23 protein-coding genes are annotated in these 25,976 nt (G+C 41.2%); 13 read left to right on the forward strand and 10 right to left on the reverse strand.

Features of this window, described 5'->3' with window-relative positions; translation table 11 throughout:
* The first annotated feature begins 32 nt into the window (after nucleotides 1-32).
* The 6 genes from MURRU_RS11565 to MURRU_RS11595 all read left to right on the forward strand — a co-directional run bounded on the left by MURRU_RS11565 (nucleotide 33) and on the right by MURRU_RS11595 (nucleotide 7,572).
* A complete protein-coding gene (locus MURRU_RS11565; protein WP_014033653.1) occupies nucleotides 33-1,304 on the forward strand; it encodes a sensor histidine kinase in 1,272 nt (423 codons plus the stop codon).
* A 1-nt stretch (nucleotide 1,305) separates the two neighbouring features.
* Nucleotides 1,306-1,998, forward strand: a complete 693-nt coding sequence (locus tag MURRU_RS11570) for a response regulator transcription factor (protein ID WP_245545035.1) — start codon at nucleotides 1,306-1,308, stop codon at nucleotides 1,996-1,998.
* Nucleotides 1,999-2,362: 364 nt separating this feature from the next.
* Entirely contained in the window at nucleotides 2,363-3,127 is a 765-nt protein-coding gene (locus MURRU_RS11580) for a hypothetical protein (RefSeq protein WP_014033655.1), read from the forward strand.
* 84 nt (nucleotides 3,128-3,211) lie between these two features.
* On the forward strand, nucleotides 3,212-5,767 hold the full coding sequence (locus MURRU_RS11585; protein ID WP_014033656.1) for a M1 family metallopeptidase: 2,556 nt from the start codon (nucleotides 3,212-3,214) through the stop codon (nucleotides 5,765-5,767).
* A 147-nt stretch (nucleotides 5,768-5,914) separates the two neighbouring features.
* Nucleotides 5,915-6,595, forward strand: coding sequence for a DUF6799 domain-containing protein (locus tag MURRU_RS11590; protein WP_014033657.1), 681 nt, complete (start codon nucleotides 5,915-5,917; stop codon nucleotides 6,593-6,595).
* Between the two features lie 68 nt (nucleotides 6,596-6,663).
* Nucleotides 6,664-7,572, forward strand: a complete 909-nt coding sequence (locus MURRU_RS11595; RefSeq protein WP_014033658.1) for a hypothetical protein — start codon at nucleotides 6,664-6,666, stop codon at nucleotides 7,570-7,572.
* Nucleotides 7,573-7,624: 52 nt separating this feature from the next.
* Here MURRU_RS11595 and MURRU_RS17805 read toward each other — a convergent pair whose 3' ends face one another.
* Nucleotides 7,625-7,918, reverse strand: a complete 294-nt coding sequence (locus MURRU_RS17805; RefSeq protein WP_148261507.1) for an acetolactate decarboxylase — start codon at nucleotides 7,916-7,918, stop codon at nucleotides 7,625-7,627.
* A 75-nt stretch (nucleotides 7,919-7,993) separates the two neighbouring features.
* Complete coding sequence (locus MURRU_RS11605) at nucleotides 7,994-8,368, reverse strand: Fur family transcriptional regulator (RefSeq protein WP_014033659.1); 375 nt, start codon at nucleotides 8,366-8,368, stop codon at nucleotides 7,994-7,996.
* Nucleotides 8,369-8,447: 79 nt separating this feature from the next.
* Here MURRU_RS11605 and MURRU_RS11610 point away from each other — a divergent pair, with 79 nt between their 5' ends.
* On the forward strand, nucleotides 8,448-9,356 hold the full coding sequence (locus MURRU_RS11610; RefSeq protein WP_014033660.1) for an NAD(P)/FAD-dependent oxidoreductase: 909 nt from the start codon (nucleotides 8,448-8,450) through the stop codon (nucleotides 9,354-9,356).
* 9 nt (nucleotides 9,357-9,365) lie between these two features.
* A complete protein-coding gene (locus tag MURRU_RS11615; protein WP_014033661.1) occupies nucleotides 9,366-9,752 on the forward strand; it encodes a MerC domain-containing protein in 387 nt (128 codons plus the stop codon).
* 103 nt (nucleotides 9,753-9,855) lie between these two features.
* Here the strand turns inward: MURRU_RS11615 and MURRU_RS11620 are convergent, their stop codons facing one another.
* From MURRU_RS11620 to MURRU_RS11650, 7 genes are all read right to left on the reverse strand, one after another.
* The gene (locus MURRU_RS11620; protein ID WP_014033662.1) at nucleotides 9,856-10,317 is read right to left on the reverse strand and encodes a hypothetical protein; all 462 of its coding nucleotides are present in this window, start codon (nucleotides 10,315-10,317) and stop codon (nucleotides 9,856-9,858) included.
* Between the two features lie 71 nt (nucleotides 10,318-10,388).
* Nucleotides 10,389-10,865, reverse strand: coding sequence for a hypothetical protein (locus MURRU_RS11625; RefSeq protein ID WP_148261508.1), 477 nt, complete (start codon nucleotides 10,863-10,865; stop codon nucleotides 10,389-10,391).
* 32 nt (nucleotides 10,866-10,897) lie between these two features.
* Nucleotides 10,898-11,974, reverse strand: a complete 1,077-nt coding sequence (locus MURRU_RS11630; protein ID WP_014033664.1) for a serine protease — start codon at nucleotides 11,972-11,974, stop codon at nucleotides 10,898-10,900.
* Nucleotides 11,975-11,991: 17 nt separating this feature from the next.
* Nucleotides 11,992-13,164 carry a type III secretion system chaperone family protein gene (locus tag MURRU_RS11635; RefSeq protein ID WP_014033665.1) on the reverse strand — a complete coding sequence of 391 codons (1,173 nt, stop codon included), beginning with the start codon at nucleotides 13,162-13,164 and terminating at the stop codon, nucleotides 11,992-11,994.
* A 169-nt stretch (nucleotides 13,165-13,333) separates the two neighbouring features.
* Nucleotides 13,334-14,401, reverse strand: a complete 1,068-nt coding sequence (locus MURRU_RS11640; RefSeq protein WP_014033666.1) for an LD-carboxypeptidase — start codon at nucleotides 14,399-14,401, stop codon at nucleotides 13,334-13,336.
* Between the two features lie 136 nt (nucleotides 14,402-14,537).
* Nucleotides 14,538-15,857 (reverse strand): carboxypeptidase-like regulatory domain-containing protein, encoded by a 1,320-nt coding sequence (locus MURRU_RS11645; protein WP_014033667.1) that lies wholly within the window; start codon nucleotides 15,855-15,857, stop codon nucleotides 14,538-14,540.
* A gap of 114 nt (nucleotides 15,858-15,971) precedes the next feature.
* On the reverse strand, nucleotides 15,972-18,419 hold the full coding sequence (locus MURRU_RS11650) for a M14 family metallopeptidase (protein WP_014033668.1): 2,448 nt from the start codon (nucleotides 18,417-18,419) through the stop codon (nucleotides 15,972-15,974).
* Between the two features lie 159 nt (nucleotides 18,420-18,578).
* Here MURRU_RS11650 and bshC point away from each other — a divergent pair, with 159 nt between their 5' ends.
* Nucleotides 18,579-20,183: a bacillithiol biosynthesis cysteine-adding enzyme BshC gene (gene bshC / locus MURRU_RS11655; RefSeq protein ID WP_014033669.1), complete on the forward strand. Its 1,605-nt coding sequence runs from the start codon at nucleotides 18,579-18,581 to the stop codon at nucleotides 20,181-20,183.
* A 220-nt stretch (nucleotides 20,184-20,403) separates the two neighbouring features.
* Here bshC and pgmB read toward each other — a convergent pair whose 3' ends face one another.
* Complete coding sequence (pgmB, locus tag MURRU_RS11660) at nucleotides 20,404-21,063, reverse strand: beta-phosphoglucomutase (protein ID WP_014033670.1); 660 nt, start codon at nucleotides 21,061-21,063, stop codon at nucleotides 20,404-20,406.
* Nucleotides 21,064-21,270: 207 nt separating this feature from the next.
* Between pgmB and guaA the strand changes: the two genes are divergently transcribed.
* From guaA to MURRU_RS11680, 4 genes are read left to right on the forward strand one after another with little or no spacing between them, the layout of a single operon-like run.
* On the forward strand, nucleotides 21,271-22,803 hold the full coding sequence (gene guaA / locus MURRU_RS11665) for a glutamine-hydrolyzing GMP synthase (protein ID WP_014033671.1): 1,533 nt from the start codon (nucleotides 21,271-21,273) through the stop codon (nucleotides 22,801-22,803).
* A complete protein-coding gene (locus MURRU_RS11670) occupies nucleotides 22,800-24,986 on the forward strand; it encodes a LysM peptidoglycan-binding domain-containing protein (RefSeq protein WP_014033672.1) in 2,187 nt (728 codons plus the stop codon). The genes guaA and MURRU_RS11670 overlap by 4 nt, the downstream gene beginning before the upstream one ends.
* Nucleotides 24,964-25,368: an OsmC family protein gene (locus MURRU_RS11675; protein WP_014033673.1), complete on the forward strand. Its 405-nt coding sequence runs from the start codon at nucleotides 24,964-24,966 to the stop codon at nucleotides 25,366-25,368. Before MURRU_RS11670 ends, MURRU_RS11675 begins: the two co-directional genes overlap by 23 nt.
* Nucleotides 25,356-25,889 carry a DUF922 domain-containing protein gene (locus MURRU_RS11680; RefSeq protein WP_014033674.1) on the forward strand — a complete coding sequence of 178 codons (534 nt, stop codon included), beginning with the start codon at nucleotides 25,356-25,358 and terminating at the stop codon, nucleotides 25,887-25,889. The genes MURRU_RS11675 and MURRU_RS11680 overlap by 13 nt, the downstream gene beginning before the upstream one ends.
* The last annotated feature ends 87 nt before the right edge of the window (nucleotides 25,890-25,976 follow it).

Genomic DNA, 25,976 nt, shown 5'->3' on the forward strand with positions numbered 1-25,976 from the left:
ATTAGCTGGTTATTTTTTGTTTATTTAGCAGTATGCTGACCAAGAGAAACCTGTATGTCCTTGTTTTTGTGATTGCCGTAATCGGCCTTTTGGTGGTGCAATACCAATATTTGCGAGTGGGACTCGGCTTGGCAAGAGCTCAATTTTCGGATAAAATAGATAAGGCAAGACAGAACATCAATAGTGAATTGTCCGAGGTAAATTCCTTAACCTACACCCTTGGCAATGCCATAAGAAAGGACACCACTGAAGTAAGGATAGGGTTGGACAGCCTTGAAAAGGCATCCCAATACTATTTAAATGATTATATATCTTATCAGTTGAGCGTTTCCGGAATTGATGCGCCTTTTTCCTATACCTTGTACTCCCGAGATTCCATAACGTATTTAAGCTCTGTTAGGTCGCACCTCAAGGCCGAGGACAAATTAACTTACCCTATTGAAATTGAGGGGTATTTGCCAGAACTTTTAAAAAAAGAGATTATTCTGGAAATTGGTTTTGAAGATTTGAACAAGTACTTCTTGGGGCAAATACGTGGGTTGATCATTCCAGGGCTATTATTTCTTTTCATGATTGTCATTGTCGTTGTGTGGGTACTCCGATCATTTTATTTGCAGCGAAGCATCAATACAACTACGAACGATTTCATCAATAACCTGACACATGAACTAAAAACCCCGGTTTTTTCCATAGGATTGGCCACTAAGATTTTGGAAGAAGATGTTCCGGATAACAAAAAAGCTGTGGTGGAACTCATTCGCACCGAGTCGGATAGATTAAAAAAACATATCGAGAAGGTTTTGGAACTGGCCAGTATGGAATCAGGAAAAAAACTGTTGCGGTTTCAAGAATTCGATTTTAGACCGGATTTAAAGCGAATATGTGAAGGTTTTGCCTTACTTGCGCAACATGACATTACATTCGAGTACGAACTTGGAGAGGGACCCTATAACATTCGGGCTGAAAAGTTTCATTTGGAAAACGTAATCGGTAATTTATTGGAGAATGCACGGAAGTATTCGGACAATCCCAAGGTAACACTGACCGCCCAAACCCAAAAAGGACACCTGCTGGTTCATATTTCGGATAACGGCCAGGGTATTGCCAAGGAAGACATCAAAAAAATTTTTAGCAAATATTATAGGGTGAAGAACGGGGATGTGCACAAGGTAAAAGGCTATGGTCTTGGATTGTATTATGTGCAAAAGATCATAAAAATGCACCGTGGCAGAATTTCGGTGAAAAGTGAATTGGGAGAAGGAACTACTTTTATGCTATCCCTTAAATTAACCAAAAATGGATAAAATGTATAAATTGATTTTGGTAGAAGACGATAATTCCCTGGGGTATTTGCTCTCGGAATATTTGGGAATGAAAGGATTTAACGTCACTTGGGCCAAAGACGCTTCGGAGGCCATGCTCAAAACAAAAACCAATGTGTTCGACTTGGCCATTTTGGATGTAATGCTTCCTGACATGGACGGATTTGAACTATCCCAGAAAATAAAGGCGATCAATGCAGAGCTACCATTTATCTTTTTAACGGCCCGTTCGCTCAAAATAGATGTTTTAAAAGGGTTTTCTTTAGGTGCGGTCGACTATTTAAAGAAGCCGATTGACGAAGAGGAGCTGGTAGTCCGTATCAATGCATTATTGTCCAGATTGGTCAGCGATGCGGGGCATGAAGATCAGGTATCGCAGTACGAAATTGGAGACTATGTGCTCAACATGGACAATTTTGAACTCAACTATAAAGGAAAACCGATAAAATTGACGGGTAAAGAGTTTGACCTATTGGCCTTGCTGGCCAAAAACAAAAATCAATTGTGCACCCACAAGGAAATATTGACCACGGTCTGGGACAAAAACGACTATTTCAACAAGAAAAGCCTCAATGTTTTTATATCACATTTACGAAAGCATCTAGGCCAAGACCCCAAACTGAGTATAGTAAACGTGAGCCGTCGCGGGTTTATGCTTAGGGTAGAGGAGACTTAAACCAAATGTTCTGGCTTGGTTTTTGATACACTTTCATAAAATCTGGTTACCGTTTGTTTATATGTTTAAGTTTTTTAAAAATAGTTCCCCCAAGCACTCTTTGCATCAATTGGACCATCTTTATGGCCAAACGATATGTAAATGTCCGTTGCAAGAGCAAATATCCTATTGTCAAAGACTCATCGAAAGTTCCAAGTATCATCTGGAGCAATCGTGCCCTAAAAAGGATTCCGATTATTTTAAGAACTTGATCGAAGCTGCGGATAAAGAACTTCAACGATTGAACTCCCAAAGAAAATCCTGATGGATTTGAGGTGAAACACTGTAAAAAGCAGTAAATTTAGGATTGAAAAAAAAATCAGCAATGAAAAAATCGATCCTTGTTATAGCCCTACTGTCAATTTGTATCAACGCGTTTGCCACAGAAACCAAACTTATGGTCCGGGCAAAAGCAAAGGACGCCAAGTTCGTGGGAAGTTCCATAGGTGGGGCGCATGTTATTGTGCGCAATACCCAGAACGGCGAAATTTTAGCGGAAGGAAACACGGTTGGTGGTACCGGGAACACAAATCTTATCATGAAAAGTCCCCATGAGCGCTACATGCAGCTTAGTGATGACAAGACTGCTGGTTTTTTGGCCGTTGTGGATATTGACGAACCTACTTTTGTTCGTGTGGAGGTGCTTTCTCCGGTCAACAAAAAAAATGCACAGATACATGTAAGTACCGAGCTTTGGCTAATACCCGGAAAGGATATTTTAGGCGATGGTGTAGTATTGGAGATCCCGGGCTTTGTGATCGATATATTGGAACCCAGCACGCATCAATATATTTCTTTGGAATCGATTCCCGCATCTGGTATAAAGATTACGGCCAACATTGTGATGATGTGCGGCTGCCCAATTGAAAAAGAAGGTATTTGGGATTCCAATCTTATGGAGGTCAAGGCCATTGTACAAAAAGATGGAGCATCTTTTGGCGAAACAGTATTGAACAATCCGAGCCAAAACACCTTTGAAGGAACCCTGGACGTAAAGGAGGCAGGATATTACCAAATTACGGTGTATGCCTATAATCCCAGAACAGGAAATACGGGGGTTGATACGATAAATTTTGTGGTACGGGGATAAAACCCATCTAATACAGGCACCAAAACAATTTTCATTGATTGGGTTGTATAAAATTGGTACCTTATACCTTCCAACCAGTCCATTATGAAAAAGAACATTGCGTTCTCCATTTGTTTATTAGTACTCAACGCAGCCTGCGATACCGCCCCAAAGGTTGACTTATTGGAGGAAGGTATTCCCTTAAAAATGGCAACATATAGAAAAGAGCAGGTGTCCGATGTGGTATACACCCTATCTTTCGATATTCCATCCGAAAAGCAGGATCCGATTCCTTCCAGGTTAAAGTTGGATTTGGAAATCAACGACCTTTCCCACCCCCTATACCTCGATTTTAATGCAGCCGGTTCCTTGCTAAAAAGCATCGGTGTCAATGGTGAAGCGCAGGAAATCAACCATCAAAAAGAACACATCATTGTTTCTGAGAATCTTAAGAAAGGCCCAAATACCATCGAAATTGTTTTTAATGCAGGCGAATTGTCCTTAAACCGTAATGAGGACTTTCTGTACACGCTTCTTGTTCCTGACCGGGCCAGTACCTTATTCCCTTGTTTTGACCAGCCCAACATCAAAGCACGCTATATTTTGGATGTTACTGCTCCAGACGGATGGAAAGTATTGTGTGGCGCACCTTTGTTGAAAAGTACCAAGAAAGGAGACAAGGTACACTATAGCTTTGATGAGAGCGACTCCATGAGCACATATTTGTTCTCCATGGTCGCCGGAAAGTTCGAGTCCGTGACAGAGAACCCGGGGGTGTTTGATATGACACTTTTATACCGAGAAACAGACTCAGTTAAGATAGAGCATAGTATTCCGATCATTTTTGATTTGCATCAACGATCCATAGATTTTTTGAAGGATTATACACGTTATGAGTTTCCTTTTCAAAAGTTGGATTATGTGGCCATCCCTGGGTTTCAGTACGGTGGAATGGAACATGTGGGAGCTGTTCAATATCGGCAATCCTCCATTTTTTTGGATGAGAGCGCCACGGAGCGCCGCAGAATGGCAAGTGCCAAATTGATTGCCCATGAAACCTCCCATATGTGGTTTGGGGACATGGTGACGATGGATTGGTTCAATGATGTTTGGATGAAGGAAGTGTTTGCCAATTTTATGGCCGATAAAATCATAAACCCCACTTTTCCCGATATCAATCATAACCTACAATTCATGATTTCCCATTACCGGGGTGCCTACGGAGAGGATAGAACCCGTGGCACCAATCCCATTCGTCAACAACTGGATAACTTAAAGCATGCTGGTAGTCTGTACGGAGGAATCATTTATAACAAGGCCCCCATTATGATGCGCCAATTGGAAGCGACCATAGGGGAGAAGGCCTTTCGCGATGGCGTACGGGAATATATTTCAACCTATGCCTTCAACAATGCCACTTGGAATGACTTGGTAGAAATTTTGGACGAACTTACTCCCAAAGATTTAAAACAGTGGAGCGAGGTATGGGTAAACCAATCCGGTAGGCCTGTTTTAACGGAAAAAATCAATTATGAAGAAGGAAAAATTACAAATTTTACCATTTCCCAACATGCGGAAGATGGGAGCGATAAGCTATGGCCGCAGTCTTTTGAGGTAACCTTGGTATATCCGGAAGCCACCCGTATTATCCCTGTTACGATTTCTGGAAGTAGTGTGGAAGTAAAGTTGGCCATAGGATTGCCAAAACCCCAGGCTATCATTTATAATTCCAATGCTTTTGGATATGGCGTTTTTCCTTTGGATGCTTCGGATTTGACCATCATCCCACAATTGAAGGACGAAGTAGCTCGCGCTTATGCCTATGTAAACACATACGAGAACGCATTGTCCGGGAACATATCTCCTCTCGAAGCCTTTGACCTATATATGGAAGGTGTTCTCAATGAAAGCAACGAGTTTGTACACGGAATGGCATGCGGACAGGCAAGCGCTATATTTTGGAGTTTTTTGGACGGAGAACAGCGAACAAAAAAACAACCTTTGGTGGAGGAACTGCTCTGGAAGGAACTTCTTGATGATGGGCACAAACCCAATATTAAAAAGAACCTATTTGGACTTTGGAAGGGATTGGCCTATTCGGACAATGCCAAAGAGAGGCTTTACCAAATTTGGAACAAAGACCTTGAGATTCCCGATTTAAAGTTAAATCAAGATGATTATACCGACATGGCCATGTCCCTTGCCCTTTACGGGCACGAAAAAGCAGCAACCATATTGGAAGAGGCCAGGGCGCAGTTAAAAAATCCGGATAAAGTGAAACGCTTTGAGTTTTTATTGCCAGCTCTTTCATCGGACGTTACGGTGAGGGATGCTTTTTTTGAGTCGCTCAAAGAAGTCCAAAATCGTGAAAAGGAATCTTGGGTGGGCACGGCATGTGGTTTTATACATCATCCGCTACGTCAAAAAACGGCGATCAAACATTTGCCCTTGGCTTTGGAACTACTCGAAGAAATACAAAAAACAGGGGATATTTTCTTTCCCAAACGATGGCTTACATCCACTGTGGGACAATACCAAACCAATAAGGCCTATGAGATGGTCGAAACGTATTTATCACAACATCCTGATATGGAGCCATCGTTAAAGGGCAAGCTTTTGCAGGCTTCGGATGATCTGTATCGTTTTGTAAATCAGGAGTAAAGGCAATTTTTCTTCGTATTATGTGACTTTAGTTACAAGGAAATCACTCTAAATAGTTGTTTTTCAATGTCTTGATGACGAGGATCATTGTATTCTTATAGCAGTGGCCATACTTTAGTTCCAATAAATTTTATAAATACGAGTACCATGAAAAAGATTTTAATGTTGGTGTTCGTTGTTCTTGGAACAATGACACTGATGGCACAGGACAGGGATAGGGACAGAGTCCAAGATTCCGATCAAGATCGAGACCGTTTAATGCTGATCGATGGCGATGTACTTCAAATTCGAGATCGAGACCAGATGCGTTTGCAAGACCCCATTACGTTGAACGATGGAACGGTTGTTAATCCAAATGGAATCTATTTTACCCGAGATCGAGACAGACTTAGGTTAAAAGATGGTGAATGTTTGGATAGTGATGGAATTAAATATCGCAATGAGTATCAGTATCGTTACAAAGTAATGCAAGCTGATAAAGGACTTACCGATGCACAGATTCAACAACGCAACCAAAACAGGTATCAATTGATGCTGATTGACGGAGATGTATATCAAATCAGAACACAGTCGCAAAATAGATTACAACAGCGACTTGAACTTGCAGATGGGACCACGGTTAATCCAGACGGTACCTACATGAATCAAAATCGTCAGCAATTGAGGCTTCAAGACGGTGAATGTTTGAATTTGAATGGTGAAAAGTTCACAAACATGTACAAGCATCGTAAAATGATGGTAAACAAGAATATGAAGTCCATCAAAAACATGAAGTCTAAAAAGTCCATGAACAAATCAGCCCTTAAGAAAAAAGGGGGCGTCATGTGATGATACTGGATATAGGGTTTGATCAATAGTATATGGTCGGGCCCTTGTTCTTTCTTAATTGATTTATCATGAAACGGTATGTACTCTTAAGTGTAATCTTGTGTTTAGGTGCCATAATGGGTGCATTTGGACAAAAGACCAATAAGGAAAAGGCCAATAGGGAAGATTCTTATGTTTTGATGGATGTAAGTTATATGAACGATGCGGTATTTATGGGTAGGCGAGATTCCATAACCGCTCCGTACCTATTGCCATCCATTGGATATTATGACAAATCGGGACTGTTTGTTGATGCCACTGTATCCTATCTTACAAGTTCAGACGAGCAACGCGTGGACCTTTTTTATTTAACCGGAGGGTATTTGTTTGATTCCAATAATTGGAGCGGAGGTGTTTCCGGAACGGCTTATTTTTACAATGAAGATAGTTATAATGTACAATCCGAGGTGGTCGCGGATATTACGGGATTGATCAGTTACGATTTTAAATTGCTGGAACTATCGCTCTACGCCAGTTCATATTTTAATAAGAATAGCTCACCCGATATTTTTTTAGGTTTTATGGCCGATCATACCTTTAGGGCATTTGACGATCATTTATTGTTTGCCCCCCGATTTTCGGTATTTGCAGGATCCCAATACTTTTATGAAGAATACTACACTACCAGTCGATTGGGCAATAGAAAAAGCAGTGGTGGACAGGGCAGTGGTCCAGGGGGTTCTGTTGGCCCGGGAACCGAAATTACGACCGTGCAAATTGCAGAGGCATCTGAATTCAATGTACTCAATATGGAACTAGGCTTTCCTTTCCAATATCATTTCGACCAATTTATTTTGTCGTTTACACCTAGTTGGGCATTTCCCCAGACTCCTGCAACCCTCACAACAGATACGGGTACATTTGAAGAGGATTTGGAGAATGTATTTTATTGGTCCGTGGGCTTAAGCTACTGGTTCAATACAAATAAGAAGAAATAAGGTTTCTATTTTCTTTTGGGCAAATACAGTTCATAGGTTTCGGTCTCTGTGGTTATCCTATCCAAGTGCTCATAAAGGATTTATACTTCATTAAAAAATGAATGTAGACAAAACCATCTGTATGTGTAAAAATTCCTTGGTGATGCTCGGAATAAAACCCAATGAATTCCCCTTTGATATTTTCAAATGAAAACTTTTGTGATTTTACACCCTCACGGTAACCTTTCACTTCGGGCAAACGAAGGGTAACAATATGGGAAAGAATAAGACATACGATGTTATCATTAAAGGGCAAACTTTTGCAGGCTTCGGATGATTTGTATCGTGTTGGGATAGAGCGAGCCAATCTTCATGGATTTGATGGATGTTTATTTTAATTATGGAATAGATTTTAGTATTCCACATACTCCTAGATGCAGCACTATGAACAATCCACACAAGTACCCGTTAAAACACAGTTGACACTTTCTACTTTATAACCCATAGGCAATGAAAAATCAACTTTTTCTTCTAAACAAACTATAGTTTGGCAACTGGTACAACGAAAGTGGAAGTGGCTATCTGCTAAGGTCTTCCCATCACAGTCCATGCAGATTGCAAAATACTGCTTACCGTTCTCTGCTACAATATTGTGAACCAGACCATCTTCACAAAACCGGTTTAAGATTCTGTATATGGTTGCCCTGTTGATATCTATATCGATCTTGTCCTCAATTGCATCATGGCTCATGGCCTTGCCACTCCGAGATAATAAATCCAAGATCGCTTGTTTTGTTGGTGTGCTTCTTCTTTTCATAAATTATTAATGCGACATTGTTGCAATAATATAAATTATTCATAAGTTTGACAAATATTATAGCCTTACAAGTCACAATATGGGAAAGAATAAAATATACGATGTTATCATTATAGGAGGGAGTTATGCAGGGCTTTCGGCAGCTATGGCCCTCGGAAGGTCGTTAAGACAAACCTTGGTCATTGATGGGGGCGAGCCATGTAATAGGCAAACCCCGCACTCCCAAAATTTTTTGACGCAAGATGGAAAACCTCCCAAGGAGATTGCCGACCTCGCAACAAAGCAGGTTCAGGACTATGAAAGTGTTGTCTTTTTTAAAGGCTTCGCATTCAAAGTAAATACCTCTACAAGTGGTTTTCTTGTTCGTACAGATACAGGGGATGTTTTTGAGGGAAAGAAATTGATTATGGCCACGGGCATCAAGGATTTGATGCCTCAAATTCCAGGTTTTCGGGAATGTTGGGGGATTTCCGTGATACACTGTCCCTATTGCCATGGGTATGAATACCGCGGAAAAAAAACAGGGATATGGGCGCCGGCAGCAAAAGCATTTCATTTGGCTCCGTTGTTGCTCAACCTTACCGACGATCTTACCCTACTAGGCCAAGAAGTGTCAAATTTTACCGAAGAAGAGGTGAAAACACTCCAAAAACACGGTGTTAAAATGGTAAACCATAATGTTATGGCCATTGAACATAACAATGGATACCTCCATAAAGTGGTCCTTGATAATGGGGATAAAATTTCCTTTTCGGCCGTTTATGCAGGTGTTCCATTTGAACAAAGTTCGGATATTCCCGAAACGCTGGGCTGCGAACTTACGGAACATGGGTTTATCAAAACCGACCATTTTCAGAAGACCACTGTGCCTGGAGTGTTTGCTTGCGGGGATAACAGTATCCGTATGCGATCAGTTGCCCAGGCTGTGGCATCAGGTAACTTGGCAGGTGCCATGGCCAATATGGAACTTTCAAAAGAATCTTTTTAAACAAATTCAATGAAGATAAAAAGTCCAACTTTTGATATCATAGCCCTTTTTAGTTCCCTTATATGCGCCGTTCATTGTGCGGCTGCACCCATTGTGCTATCATTCTCATCCTTATCCAGTCTACATTTTTTACACAGTCCACTTATTGAATGGTTGTTTATCGGGCTTGGTGTTGTATTTGTATTTGTTACCCTTTGGCCAAGTTATAAAAAAGTACACCATAACGCTAGAACTTTGCTTATTGCCGCCCTTGGTTTTGGTATAATTGCACTGGGCAGATTAGATTTCAGTGAAACTTGGGAAGTCATAAATACGGTGTTTGGAGCCATCATGGTCTCTGTGGCCCATTTTATAAACTGGAGGCTGTTGCGTTTTAGGGGAGGACATAAACATTAAAGTGCCCGGGGGACAGACTTGATTATAATTTTAGCATCGATTTAACCATGTTTTGATGGGGAGAATGTGCAAAAATATAAGAAACAGCACCTTGTAGTATTTTCTATGTACACAGTTTATGGGAAAGCCCTTCATTGGTCTTGCAAATATTGTCCCATATTTTTCTAAACTTTATTTCGTCTGGAACATAGAAAATCAATTCTTTTTTGTTTTTCCTCAACAATATGGCATTTCGTTTCTTTTCCCATGGAAAATAGCTTTCATGATCTGTGATGTAATCTAACCTGGTGATTTTGGCAATTGCTATTGTTCTTCTCCCAATGGGAAATATCAGTACTTTCTTTTTAATCACCAGTTTGCCACAATCGATAATGATTTGATAGCGGCCCAATAGCATCCATATAGCACCAATACCAAACCACAGCCACAGAATCAAAAGCAAGAACAAGGTGATGTTAAACCCTTCGTAAAGGATTTTTTCAGCCATAAGTAAAGCCATGGCCAGTAAAAATAAGCGAACAAGTGTTGATATCAGGTTAAAATAACTTCGGTATTCCAATCTCATACACAAATCTTCACATTTTTAGGTTCATTATGTAGATGTGATGTTGCTTTGTTATTCAAAATAGGTATCATTTAAAATGGAGGTGTTTCCCAAGTACATGTTGTACAGTTCAGTAAGCTATCTGGTATGGGTTTGTCCATATAAATCTTGTTGAACGTTGGTTTGTCGATACTGTACTTGACCAAGAATTTTTTCCCGACAAGGGTTTTCATTTTCAAATAGTGGTTCTCTCGGAATTTATAACCAAGGTTGTACTTTCCTTTATATTGTTCTTTTTTTACATTGAAATTGTACACTAGCCAACGCGACTCAGTCCCAACAATCCTATATTCAACTATTTTTGCAATGGTATACTTTGTATTGGTTCCTTGTACGAATTTTTTCTTCTGATAGTTTAAAAGAAGCAGGTAGGCTATTACGGTAAGGATACTGACCATTGGGAGAATAGTATAAATCAATTTGCTCAATTTCATGTGGTTTATAACCTTAAATGGATTCAGCACAATTTTAAGTTCCCCTCTCTCGCTGCCGTACAAATGTATCGCCAAGTAGCAGCGAGATTGAGAAAATGAGCTCGGCTTTATTTACTCTCCTTAGATTCCATGGCCATTTCGCATCCATAATTGTCTGCAAAGAAATTGTCCAGTTCATCGGCTTTTAGGGCCAATTGTTTTACATTCTCCTTGATGGTTTCCTTATAATCTGTGAAAATATCTGAGATATGTGTTCGGTATGAAATAAAAATTTTGTTTTCATGTATGCCCAAATAATAAGGGGCCACCCTATTGCCCAATAGGTAGGGCAGTAAATCGTTGAGGTTCTGTTTGGGCAACTTGTTCAGTGGGGAAGTAACTATCAAATAATCCTTATTTAAAACAAAAATCCGGATGAGGGCACTCCCTTGGTGAAACTCCCAGAAATCCCTTCCGGCCCTTCCCAAAATGGGGTCTATGCCAAGTTCCGAGATAGCGCTTTCAGCAAATTGGGCAAAATCGCTTTTTTTGGATTCCTCCCAAGCAGCGGAGTTGATGGTATTGCCGCAGTTTGAGCAGAACTCGGTGACTTCTTCAATATAGGTGTCGCAAGAGTTGCACTTAATCCTAAAAGAAGTTCCTTCTGCATTGGCAAAATCCTTCATTTCCTTGATCAAGTCGGAATGTTTAATACCAAAACCTACGTTGTCCGCATTGTTCAGCTTGGAAGTGGTAACACCAACGAGTACACCAGCTTCGTTGAGGATTGGCCCTCCGGAGTTGCCAGGATTGACTGCAGCATCCGTTTGAATGTAGCTTCGGTTTCCCACAGGCTGGCTTATCGATGAGATGATACCCTCTGTTATGGTAAAGGGCATACCAAAAGGATAACCGTTTATAAATACCTTTTGGGTATTGGTGAGCATGATTTCTTCTTGGAGCGAAACACCATGTTCTTTGTAGTCCATTTCCTCTGGATGAAGAAAAGCAAGGTCTGCCTCGGGATTGGCCATGATTACTTTTGCCACATACCTGTCTTTTTTGTGATTTTCTACGGCTACCATTTTTTCACCTTGTACCACATGATAATTGGTGATGATATAACTGTGTCCGTTTATAATGAATCCGCTTCCTGTTCCCGAAGCTGTTATGACTTTAAATACTGATTTATGAATATTTTCCATGGGTATTTTATTAGTGGTTATCCAAACAATTTTGAGAAGAATCCCTTTTTGGAGCTGTTGTGCGATGCTGTTCCTACCGTGCCGTCCAAGAAACTGTGATATGTCTCCAATAACATCGGCGCCGCCTCATCAAGACTTTTTCCCGAAACCTGTTCAAGTACGTTGTAGATGGCATTTTTGTGGTGTTCTTCTACATTAAAGCAGTAGATGATATACAAAAAGGAGTATTGCAGATAGTAGCAGAGCATTAAGTCATCATTCTTTTGGACATAACTGTTCAGATTCTTCTCAAGACTTTTGGCATGCTGCTGCAAAATAGAGGAAGAACTTCTCGACTTTATGGAAATCAATGCCTCGGCATGATAAATGTTGTCCAAATATTCCTCTTTGGTCATTTCGCATAGTTTTTGCATAAAACCAAAGGATTTATCAACCCTTTGCTGAAATCCTAAGTTTCCATTCATAAGGGTGTTTACGTAGAATTCGAGCAGTGTCCTGAGACTGCCATGTACACAGGGAATGTTCACAATCTTTAGTATTGATATCAACGAAATGTCCCACTGAAAATCGTTCCATCGCTTTTCTTGAAAAAGGGCGCTGTAATTTTTGTAGTCATCCAGGATATTCTCAATTTGAAGCCAAACCTGTTCCTTTTCTTCTGAAATCAATGGGGTTACTTTAGGCTCTTGGTAGAATTCAGCGTTATATTTTTCTATGAACTCATCGTCGTAATTGTCTGCACTTATGCAAATTTCCCTCAGCAAATAATAGATTTTGTAGGGTTGGCAAAGCTCTATCGGAGTTTTGTACTCGAACCAGAGCGTATCGTTGTGCAAAATAATCTGTGTCAGTTTCAAAGGATGAAAATTGACTTCGGCGACCTTTCTGTACAGGGCAACTTTGTTGGTATTCTCCGTTATTTTAAGAAAAGGTGCCTTAACGGAAAAAGTATCATCCGTTATAGTAATGTGGATTTCCGTGGAGCCTTGACTTTGGACGATCTCAATGTCCTTGTCAGTGTCCTTGCCCTTTAGCAATGCTGGATTGATATAATTAATGGTCTCGACCAATGCCTTTTTGTAGTCTTTGGCATCATGTGCCTGTGTGGCCGTTTCCCAGTACGATACATCAATAAATGGCTCACCCTTACTTTTAATAGGTCTTTGGAACCTAGGAAGTACGTGTTTCATAGATTTATAGGTTAAGAATTATAAAATCAGATTCGGATGAGGTTGAACCGCTGTTTTTGAAGAGGTTGTTGAAAACAGCAATGCTAATATCGTCTTTTTTTAATTAGTACCTATTCTAATTAAAAAAATATAAGCGATGGTAAGCAATGGATTGTGGCTTGGGAGTTGGTTAACTCACCGCAGGCTCCATTAATCGTAGTTGTTTTTTATAGGCATTAAAGTAGGCCTCAATGCCTATGGGAAGGGTTGAATTTTGCGGTATGTGCCCAAAGCTCATACCGTAAGCGGCGGGAATGCCCAATGGGGAAACCCTGTCCATTATTACTTCCCTTAAGGTGAAATTTTCGGTTGTACGTTTACGGTCGCACCCTTTGCAAACACCAAAAATGATTCCCTTGGCCTTGGTAAAGCTTTCAACATCGGCAAGTTGTGTGAGCATGCGATCTATACGATAAGGGGCTTCCTCCACATCTTCCAATAGTACCAATTTGTCCGTAAAGTCTATTTCATAAGGAGTTCCTATCATGGCGGCCACCAAGGTTAAACTACCTCCTACAAGTTCGCCCTGACCAACACCGGCGGTAATCGTATATCGGTAATATTCGCTGTTGCGGTATTGTTTTGGGTCTTTTAATATGGCATTTTTGATGGGCAGTGTTTGCTGTGGTTCCATCAACACTTTTTTGAAGTAAACCTGACTATACTCATCATCGAGTGTTTTTCCGACAGGTCCGTGAAAACCAATAAGACCGGTTTTTTTATAAATGGTATTGATCAATGCGGTGATGTCGCTAAAACCGATCAACGCCTTTGGATTGTTTGTGATGCAATCATAATCCAATAGGTCAAGGATACGGGTGCATCCATACCCGCCACGGGCACAGAGAATGGCATCAATGTCCGGGTTGGCAAACATTTCGTTCACATCTTTTGCGCGTTCTTCATCGGTATTGCTGAAATAACCGTAATTACCTTTTATGCGGTCGGTGTGATAGGTCTTGAAACCCATTTTTTGCAGCGTGTCCAAAGCCAGAAAGAGTGCTTCCTTTTCTATGGCAAATCCAGGTGCGACAAGGCCAATGGTATCCCCAAGTTTTAATTTTTTGGGTTTAGTTTTGGGCTTGGGGTCGGGGAAATATTGATTGCCCCAAGTGGTTTGGTGTAAAAGGGTTGCAGCTCCCAGAGCTGTTGCCGATTTTAAAAAACTTCTTCTTTTGGACATTATTGAATCCCTCATTGAGGGTTTGATTCCCCGACGTTCACGTCGAAATGAATTAATTTTTTCGTTTGAATACCTCGTGGGCTTGCCTCGAAGTAGTTAATTTATCAATACAAAATATAAAAATGCACAAAATTTAGAAGAACAGCATCAACTAATCACTGTTTCTTTCGTCTCTTCGTAATTGTCTTTGGATTTTTCTAATGGCCGATTCGATGGATTTTTCGGGTTCTATGATATTGTATTCGCCCCAAAAATCAGGATCTGAGAAACCAGACGCCTCATCACTTAGAATAATGGATTTTTTGATTCTTTGGCGATATTTTGGTCTTTCGGTCTTGCTTACTCTTTCCCAATCGGTGATTGCCATTTCAGCCGTCATACTGTACTGTGAATTAAACCATTTATCGGCCCAGTCCACTTTAAATTCCATAAATACACTGCTATAGCCGTAATGCCATTTCCCATCTTTTTCTCGGTAATCAACACGGTAGGACACCTCTGTGGGCCACACATCCACTTTTGCGGGCTTTCTGCGCACAAAAAGTTCCGCGGCTTTGTCCCTATCTGTAATGTTCAAGGAAAAAATGGCACCTGTTAAGATTTTATTCTCGACATCGATGTACAGTTCTCCGCGATATAACGGCTCCAAAATACCTTCATGCTGATTAAATTTGATGACGTAGATCAACCGGTCATTGGTCATTGTGGAACGATCAAAGATGAATTTGTAGTTGGATAACGACTCTTCCGAGAATATATATTCCGGATATTTCATCATATCTACATACAAAGTGTTGTAAGGCCCCCCCTGAAGCTTTAGAGCCACGGTGTCCAATTTGCTGTAATCGGTGCTTTTTCTCGCCTTGTAAAGCTCAACGGCATCATCCCGGGTGGAACTGTAAGGTGTTTTGTATATATTGACCACCGCTTCGGCCAAGGAAACATTTCTTCTTCGTCTTTTTATGGTTTCTCTATAGAAGGCCGTCATTAAAGCGGGATCTTCAAAATAATTCTCATCCCTGTTCTTTAGGGTCTCCTTAACCAAAGCCAATGCATCTTTTGGTGCATTCACATTGATTTCCGAAAGCCTTGTAACGGATACCTCTAGGGATATTTCGTTTTTTTCGCGCTCAAGGCTGGCAATGGGAACCTTTTTGGTTTTGTAGCCCAAAAATGAAACCACCACATTTTTGTCGATATATGCTTTGGGCACTTTTAAAAGAAAGTTTCCTTCTGTATTGGTAATGGTGCTAATGTTGGTACCTTCCACAGTGAGTGTGGCAAAAACCAAAGATTTATTGCTCGATGCTTCTTTGACCTCCCCACTGTACTCATTAAAATCGACCTCTACACCGTCTTGTTGGAAAGCAAAGGCCTCTCCTGGGCCTAGCAGTGCCATAGCGCATATTGCCGATAGCAATAATGCATTGTGCTTTAGGTTTAAAATCAATGATGGGATTCTCAGCGGCATATCGGCAATTTTTCTTTGTTACTTTTATTAAATATACAAAATTTTGGACACAAGTTTCCGTATCGCTTTAGTTAAAAAACCGAATAATCTACTTAAAATCAGTTTAGAAGAACTTTAGTCCACCATAAAGAGCGCATTGGCAAAAAACAGCTTGCCGTTTTCCCAAAATCCTCGGAACAAGGGGTTGTCCACCAAATAAATTACTTGGCCGCGACCAAGGTTTTCCACTCCGAATATTAAAGATTCAGAAATCTTTTTCTGTGCCTCTGTACCTGCAAAACCAGAAAAGGGTTTGGTGTTTTGTTCTAGGTACACCGCATTTCCGTTGTCCAGGTACTCGTAAGCATTACTTCCGAGTTTTAAAGAGAAATAATTGGAACCATAGCCGTAGGCCAACGGATTGGAGTTATCCACTTTGGTTTTAAAGATTGCGCCGGTAATCGCTCCCTTAATTCGTTCCCGCTCCCAATCTTTATAGGGTTGGGGTGTGTTTTCGGTGGAATCTTTTTTCACTTTCTTTTTCTTGATTCCAAAGCCTTTTTTACCATCAAGGGCATTAATGGAACCGCCCATGGCAATAATTTTCCCACCTTGCCTTACCCAATCTTTTAGCTCGGATAGCTGGTCTTCGTCAAAATGACTTCCATATCGTCCATCGGGCAAAACCAAAATGTTGTACTCGTTCAAGTCCACTCGGTTTGCATATTCATCATCAATAACGGTAATCGGGTAATGCAATTGTTGCTCAAAAAAGTGCCAAATTTCCCCAAAGCGAAGCGTTGAGGTAGGGCCACCGGACAATACGGCAATCTTGGGTTTGGTTATCATTTGAATGGAAGAAGAACCAAAATCTTTTCCTGAATCCACAAAACCTGTACTTGTGGAAGTAATCTCTTTTTCAAATTTAGAAGCAATGGTTTGCAGGGTTTGGATAAAACCTTCCTTGTTTTCGTTATCACCTTTGGTGATGATCAAGGTACCACGATTAAAGGATTTACCTTCGATACTAAAAGGGTGGTCCGCTTTACGAACCCGTATACCTTTGTTCAAGAGAGCTGCTAAAAAGCGCGCATCATGCATGCTGTTCCAATCGGTCAGGTAGGCATAACTTCCACTATTGATGTTGGAAGAAGCCAATGTTTCCTGTATATTTTGATCGGAAACCGAAGACGTGGAGGCAACGGCATCCAATCCATAGGCGTAGGGCAGCGACCAAGCCGTAATATCGTACGTCAGTGAATCCGAAAGTTTGGCATTGGGTTCGAACAATACTTTTACCAAGGTGCCTTTGGGCTGGTCGGTAGAGACCACCATACCATTTTTGTTGATGGACAGGCTGCCGTTGTTTCCAGTGCCATAACTATGTCCTTTGTAAGAACCACTTGTAAGGTCACCATATTCAATGCTGTGTTTTTTCAAAAGGGATTTAAGGGCATTTAATTTATCCTTGTCACCTTTTAGCACATAGCTTTGGTATTTAAACTCCTTATTTTGATGGAATTTCCTGAATTCCTCATTTAATTTCTCTGCGTTTTGGGATGATACCTCCACGGTGGAAAGCCCAGTGGTAAAGTGATGGGCAATACGGTCTTTTAGGGTAAGTGTGTCACCGATAGCAGTAATAATCCCAAGCCCAGCTCTGCCACTTCCACCTTGTTCGTAGGTCATTCCAACAGAGCCGTTGTAGATGGGGTAGGTGTCACCATAGCTGGGGTACAATAGGTCAAAAACTTCTTTGGTGAAGTAAAACCAACCATTGGCATCAAAATATTTTGCATGGTTTCTGCCCAAGGTCACCTGAAAATCACGTTGGAAATCGGTAATCACTTCGTGATAGGGTTCGGCAGCAGGCGCAAAATAGTATGGGTTGTTTACGCCTTGCTCATGGAAATCCACATGGATGTGGGGCAGCCATTGGTTGAACATTTTTAACCGTTGTTGGCTCTCTACCTGTGTTAGCCATGCCCAGTCGCGGTTCAAATCGAACATATAGTGGTTGCTACGTCCGCTCCACCAACCTTCATGGTGTTCCTTGCTGTTCGAATCTACTTGATAAGGGGTATTCTTATATTGATTGTACCAATTGCTGTACCTGTCGCGCCCATCAGGATTAATACACGGATCCATGATTACCACCGTGTTTTCTAAATAAGAACTCTTTTTGGTCAAAAGTTCATATATGGTCTTCATCGAAGCTTCGGTACTTACGCTTTCATTGCCATGTACGTTATAACTCAACCAAACAATTGCCTTGGAAGCATTTCCCGTTCCTTCGGTATCTTTTAGGTGCTCTTGCCTAATGTTTTCCAAATTTGTAAGGTTTTCTGCTGAGGACACGTATGCCAAAATCAAAGGCCTGCGTTCATTGGTCTTTCCATAAACGGTAAGTTGTACCCTGTCCGGGGCAGATTCTGCCAAATACTCGTAATAATCCACCACTTCGTGATGGCGGGTAAACTGAGTTCCGAGTTCGTATCCCAAAAATTCGGAAGGGGATTTTAGTTGTTGTGCCGAAACGGAAATTGATCCTAAAAGGATGAGGGAAAATAAAAATCTGGTCATGCTTGGGTTAATTGGTTCTACCAAATCTACTAATAAATTGAGGCAGAAACCTAATTTTATTGGGGCCGACCCGCTAAAATTGCATAAAATTCAATTAACGTATTTTTGGGACGAGAAAAAAAGAAGAGACTTATCTTTGAAAACCTCATTGCAGTTTTAATGGAAGTAGAATGTATACCCTTTAAGGAGACCGGTTATTTTTCCCAATTAATTTGTGATTATCTCGATCAGAAAAAAGATTTATCCCCCTTTTTTAACAGATACCCTTTGCCCGAAAACTTTGAAGACCAAATCACGGAAAAGGCCGCTAACTATCCAAAAGCACATCGAAAAGTCTTGGTCAATGCTTTAAAGCAGCAATACCAAGGTGTTGAGATTTCCAAGGCAACCCAAAAAAATATGGATACTTTGTCCAAAGAAACAACATTTACGGTGGTAACAGGGCATCAGTTGAATTTGTTTACAGGCCCGCTATACTTCCTTTATAAAATTGTTTCCACCATCAATTTGACCAAACAACTCAATGAGAAGCATCCAAAAAACCATTTTGTACCGGTGTATTGGATGGCTACGGAGGATCATGATTTTGAGGAAATCAATTATTTTAACCTACACGGTAAAAAGGTGCTTTGGAACAAAAAGGCATCTGGAGCGGTAGGTAGGTTATCTACCGAGGGCCTGGAAGATGTATTCGAGATATTCTCCGCAGAACTAGGCAACCTCGGGTTGACGGATAATTTGAAAGAGCTGTTCAAAAAGGCATATTTGGAGCATCCCAACCTTGCTGAGGCCACTCGATACTTGGCCAATGCTTTGTTTGGTAATGAAGGATTGGTGATTGTGGACGGTGATGATAAAAGTCTGAAGGAATTACTCATTCCCTACGCCAAAAAGGACATATTGGAGCATACGCCTTATGGGAAAATATCCGAGACGATTGAATCATTGCAAGGTGTTTCCTCTGATTATAATATTCAAGTAAACCCTAGAGAAATCAATTATTTCTATTTAAAAGAGGGTTTTCGGGAGCGAATCATCTTGAAAAAGGGAAAATATCATGTAATCAACACCCATATCGATTTTACCAAGGAAGAACTTTTAAAGGAACTTGACGAGCATCCCGAACGGTTTTCGCCCAATGTGGTGGCGCGCCCACTATACCAGGAGGTGATTTTACCTAACCTTTGCTATATTGGTGGGGGAGGAGAACTGGCCTATTGGCTGGAGCTCAAATCCTATTTTGATGAAGTGGGAGTAACTTTTCCTATGTTGATGCTTCGAAATTCAGCTTTGCTGATAACGGAAAAGCAATTCGAAAAAGTAGAAAAAATGGGATTAAAGGTTTCCCATTTATTCATGAAACAACATTCGCTCATCAATAAAAAGATACGGGATATCTCCAATATTGATATTGATTTTTCGCCACAGAAACAGTTGTTGGAAGAGCAGTTCCAGCACATGTACGAACTGGCCGAACAAACCGACAAAAGCTTTTTGGGAGCGGTAAAGGCACAGGAGGTAAAACAGAAAAAAGGTTTGGATGCCCTTGAAAAACGTTTGTTAAGGGCACAGAAAAGAAAACTCAAAGATCATGTGGTGCGCTTAACGGACTTACAGAATGAGTTGTTTCCCAACCAATCATTACAAGAAAGACAGCTCAACTTTTCAGAAATATACCTGGAAATGGGAGAGGATCTGATTCCTTTATTATTGGATGCCCTAGATCCGTTTTCCAAAGGGTTTACTGTTTTAAGGCGCAATTGATCGCTGCCTGATTTCATTCAATACATTGATCTTTTTCAAAAAAGATTGCAACCAAAGTAGGGTATTTACACTTAGGGTTGTTTCATAATTGTAAATAGCTATGAAAATTTAAATTTTGAGTTGGTTAACTCATATGTTTAGGTTGGTTTTGATTTTATTTTATTGAAAAGCCCCGGAGTGGTTCCCGGGGCTTTTTGCTTTTTATGGCTTAAAAATGGATTTAGAACAAATCCTTGAAATGTGACTTTACTTCGAACAACGTAGCCTCCTTCATGGTATTGAACCTAATATCGGCATGTCCTACGCGCTCTTCGGGACCAATGCCCACACTGTGGAATTTTCCGGCTTTGGCAGCATCTATCCCTTTTTCGGCATCCTCAAAAACAATACAATTTTCTGGACGCAGCCCTAATTTTTCCGAAGCATAAAGGAAAATATCCGGGGCAGGTTTGCTTTTGGCAACGCTATTGCCATCACCGATTACATCAAAAAAATGAGTGGCCTTGAGCTGTTTCAACACTTTTGGGGCATTTTTACTGGCACTTCCAAGGGCAACGCTAAAGCCCTCGGACCTTAAATGTGTTAAAAGTTCCCTGGCGCCCGGCAAATAATCCTCTTGGGTCATGCTACCCAAACTTTCAACATAGATATCGTTTTTTTTTGTGGCAAGTTCAAGAATGGTCGCATCGTCCAAGCTAACACCGTTATGGTCCATAATCACTTTTATGGAATCCATTCTGGAAATTCCCCGCAGTTTTTCATTAAGGGCACGATCAAATTGCCAACCCATATCGGCCGACAATTTTTTCCAAGCAGCGTAATGCAGTTCAGCAGTATCTGTGATTACGCCATCCAAATCAAAAATAAATCCCTTGATCATGGTCCGTGTTATTTTAAGGGCAAAGAAATAATGAAATCAGTTAAGAAAAAAACTATATAAGATTGTGCTTTTTTCAAAAGAAAGTGTAAGGCGACATTGGAAAGATTGACTTGTTAATAACCCGTTGGAACAACTTCATGGAAAAAGTTGTCTTAAATATCCTTTAAAAGATACTTTTGCAACTAAAGCAAATTGCTATTTTTGCCCATGCATAACAACGTACTTATCCTAGACTTTGGTTCCCAGTACACACAACTGATCGCAAGACGCGTTAGGGAACTCAACATTTACTCAGAAATTAAACCCTACAATAAACTGCCCGAGGATTTATCGGATTACAAGGCGGTTATCCTTTCTGGTTCACCATCTTCGGTGCGCTCGGAGCATGCCCCGCACCCCGATTTGTCCGAAATAAAAGGTAAGAAACCTTTATTGGGAATCTGCTACGGCGCACAATATTTGTCCCATTTTCATGGTGGGAACGTGGCACCATCAGCCACCCGTGAATATGGTAGGGCCAATCTGTCCTATGTAAATTCAGAAGACGATTTTTTACAAGATATCGGTGAAGGAAGCCAAGTGTGGATGAGCCATAGCGATACCATTAAGGAGCTTCCAGAAGGGGCCATTCGTTTGGCCAGTACCCACGATGTGGAAAACGCAGCTTACAAGATTGATGGTGAAATGACTTATGGAATTCAGTTTCACCCAGAAGTGTACCATACCACCGATGGTAAAAAGCTCTTGGAAAACTTTTTGGTGAACATTGCCGGGCTGCAACAAAATTGGACCCCGGATGCTTTTGTGGAAACAACGGTAGAGGAACTAAAAAAAGAGATCGGCGACGAAAAAGTGATTTTGGGACTGTCCGGGGGAGTTGATTCCAGTGTGGCCGCCATGTTGTTGCACAAAGCGATTGGCGATCATTTGTACTGTATTTTCGTGAACAACGGTCTTTTGCGCAAAAACGAGTTCGAAAGTGTTTTGGACCAATATAAGCACATGGGATTAAATGTTAAGGGCGTTGATGCTTCGGCACGCTTTTTGGGTGCCTTGAAAGGAGAATCGGATCCTGAAGGAAAAAGAAAAATCATCGGCAGGGTCTTTATTGAGGTTTTTGATGATGAGTCCCACAAAGTAGAAAATGCAAAATGGTTGGCGCAAGGAACCATTTATCCGGATAGGATTGAATCGGTTTCGGCCAGCGGTGGACCATCAGCGGTAATTAAAAGTCACCATAATGTGGGCGGATTACCAGACTACATGAAATTGAAAGTGGTGGAGCCCTTGAAAATGTTGTTCAAGGATGAGGTGCGAAGAGTAGGGGCAAGTATGGATATGCCAGCGGAGATTTTAGGAAGGCACCCATTTCCGGGCCCTGGTTTGGGAATCCGTATCTTGGGAGACATTACCCCGGAAAAGGTGGCTATTTTACAAGAAGTGGACGCCATTTTTGTTGATGGACTCAAAAAATGGGGACTTTATGACAAGGTTTGGCAGGCCGGAGCCATGCTTTTGCCCGTAGATAGTGTAGGGGTTATGGGAGATGAGCGCACCTACGAAAAATGTGTGGCGCTCAGAGCTGTTGAAAGCACCGATGGAATGACGGCCGATTGGGTAAATTTACCCTACGAATTCCTACAAAAGACCTCTAATGATATAATAAACAAGGTTAAGGGCGTTAATAGAGTGGTGTACGACATTAGCTCAAAACCACCGGCAACTATAGAATGGGAATGAAAAAACAAATTTTACAACTGGTTTTTACCATGGTCTTTTTGTTGGCCATGGTGCCAGTATCCGCACAAAACTATGCAACACATGCTGTAAAAGAAGGAGAAACGCTCAAGAGCATTTCGCAAAAATACAGGGTGACGCCCTACAGCATATTACAGGCCAACAAGGAAATCAAAAGCGATTCCGATGTAAAGGAAAACACAATTCTTATAATTCCCTTGAACGGAAAACCTGCTGAAAACAAAACGGAGACAAAAGAAGAAGAACAAGAGGAAGAAAAGGTAAAACCAATTCGTTTTATCCGACACCGGGTAAGAAGAAAGGAAACTCTTTTTGGACTAACGCAGAAATACAACATTACCGAGGATCAACTAAAGCGTTACAATACCAAATTGTATTCAGAAACCCTAGGTCGTAGAATGATTCTTCAAATCCCAGTATTTCCTGAGGTGGATCCCGATGAAGAAAAGGAGTTGGATTTTGAAACCTATACCGTTCAGCCCAAAGAAACCCGATGGAGCATTGCCCACAAATATGGAATAAGTGTGGATAGCCTATTGGTGTTGAACCCGGAATTGGACAAGAACACCAATTATTTGGCAGCGGGCCAGGAATTAAAATTACCTAGGCCCAAAGGCGATAGCCTTAAGGAGCAAAAGGTGGAATTGTTCACTTCCTATACCGTACCGCCAAAAATGACCCTTTACAGTTTGGGAAGGGAGTATGGTGTTCCAACGGATTCCATAGTAAGGTTGAACCCTGAGATTGTGAAAGAGGGCGGTCTTAAAGTGGGGATGGTGGTACGACTTCCTAAAAAGAAGAACAAAGAGGGTGAGGTAAATACCGACAACTTTATTTTTTATGAAGTAAAGCCCAAGCAGAATATTTTTAGGATTACCCAAAACCTGAAAATCACTAGGGATGAGCTGTTCCGTTTGAATCCGGCCTTGGAAAATGGGCTAAAAGCCGGGATGGTTTTAAAATTGCCCAAAGAAAAGGCAGAAGAATTGGAAGTGAAAAATGCCTTGGTTTTGGATAAGATCAATTTGGTGGACAGTATTAATGTGGAAAACAAGCCCAAATTGGTTTTTATGCTTCCTTTCCGATTGGACAAGGTAAATGTGGCCGATACTGAAAAGGCCGAAGCACTGATCAAAAACCGTAGGGACATCGCCTTGAGCCTTGGGTTTTATACAGGGGCTATGGTGGCTTTGGATTCCATTAAAAAGTTAGGGGTTTCGGTGGATGTCAAGACCTACGATACCCAACTGGACCAAGTCAAGGTCAAAGAAATCCTTTTTAGGGAAAACCTAACCGGGGTAGACGCCATTATAGGCCCATTGGCGGCCGGACCCTTGGACGAAGCAGCTGTTCAAGCTTCAGCAAAAAACATTCCGGTGATCGCTCCAATTGCTTCAGACAGTAAATTGAGCCACGGCAATGTATTCTACTCTATACCAAGGGATGTTGTACTACGGGATAAAATGCTGTCCCACATGGAAAAAATCCATAAGAACGAAAACATAATAATCATTGCAGATTCGACCCATCAAGTAGCACATGATTCCATTTTGAGCAAATTCCCAGCAGCACAAATCGCAAAGGTAATCGACAACAAATCATTGCATTTGGATGAATTTTTGGTCAAACTATCCGAAGACAAGGAAAATTGGGTGTTTCTGGAAACAGATCAGCCCAATATGGTGGCCAGCGTCACTTCTATTTTGAACTCGGCCAATACCTCTTCCGTGGGAGCATCAGAAGAGACCAAGAAAATCAAGGTACGTATGTTTACCACCAGTTATAACGATGCTTTTGATGATGAGGCGGTGTCCAGGACACATCTTTCCAATCTTAAGTTTACCTATCCATCGTTCTACCGGGTGTCTGGGAATGATGCCTTTACCAGGGCATACATGAAAAAGTACAATGGAAACTTACCGGATAGATATGCTGTTCGCGGTTTTGATGTAACTATGGACATACTGCTGAAGCTCGCGTACAAGAAGAACCTTTTCGAAACTTCAAAGTATATCGGTTTAACAGAATATGCAGGAAATGGATTTGATTATTTCAACGATTGGACCTCTGGCTATTTTAACCGTGCCTGCTATATTATGCAGTATGATGACCTTACATTAAAAGAAGTTGAGCCCAAGAAAAATGACGTCAAAAGTAACCTATAACGGAAACCTGCGTACCACCTGTGTGCACATACGTTCCGGAAACCAGTTTATTACAGATGCCCCGGTTGATAATAACGGAAAGGGCGAGGCCTTTTCACCAACCGACACGGTAGCGACCGGCTTGGCCAATTGTATGATGACCATGATGGGAATAAAGGCCCGTGATATGGATGTGGATTTAACAGGGTCCACTGCCGAGGTAACCAAGCGCATGGCGGCCAACCCGAGAAGAATCTCAAAAATCGAAGTAAAATTCGAGTTGCCGTCATCGGTGTCCGAAAAACACAGGAAAATTTTGGTACATACTGCCAATACCTGCCCGGTGCACTATAGCCTGCACCCCGATATTGAAAAAGTAATCGACTTTAATTGGGTAAAATAATTTCCATAGGATGTATTTTTCTACTTGGTTTTTTGGGATTTGCACAAGAAATCGAGGAGGGAGTCCCTTGGAATGAAAACATACGGCTTGCTTGGGCCGATTTTAAGGGGAAAGTGCCACCAGCGGAGGAATCTGCGGCAACCACTGCAAGCGGGATCAGCTATACCTATTCGGCCAATCTGTTGCACCACGAGGTTAAGCTGGATTTTGAGGTAAACGCTTATTTCTACCCCAACGAGTCTTGGTACCGACCCGAATTGTGCAACGAAAACACATTGGCCCACGAACAGCTCCATTTTGATATTACCGAGGTATTCGCCCGTAAGATGCGTGAAAAATTGCGTAGGACTTCTTTTTCCGATGATGTTAAGGCTGAGGTCAGGAAAATTTATTCCGATATTTTAAGGGAGCTGCAAACCTACCAAGAGCGATACGATTGGGAAACCAACTTTTCCAGAAACCGTGAAAAGCAGTTGGAATGGAACCAAAAGATAGCCGAAGCCTTAAAGGTTTGGCAATGATTCCTGCCAAAAATCGACCAATTTTTTCGATTTCTTGATTGGGTACGATATATAGGGCTAACTATCTGGAAACTATTTGAGAACTTC

It is taken from the genome of Allomuricauda ruestringensis DSM 13258 (assembly GCF_000224085.1).
GTDB classification, from domain to species: Bacteria; Bacteroidota; Bacteroidia; order Flavobacteriales; family Flavobacteriaceae; genus Flagellimonas; species Flagellimonas ruestringensis.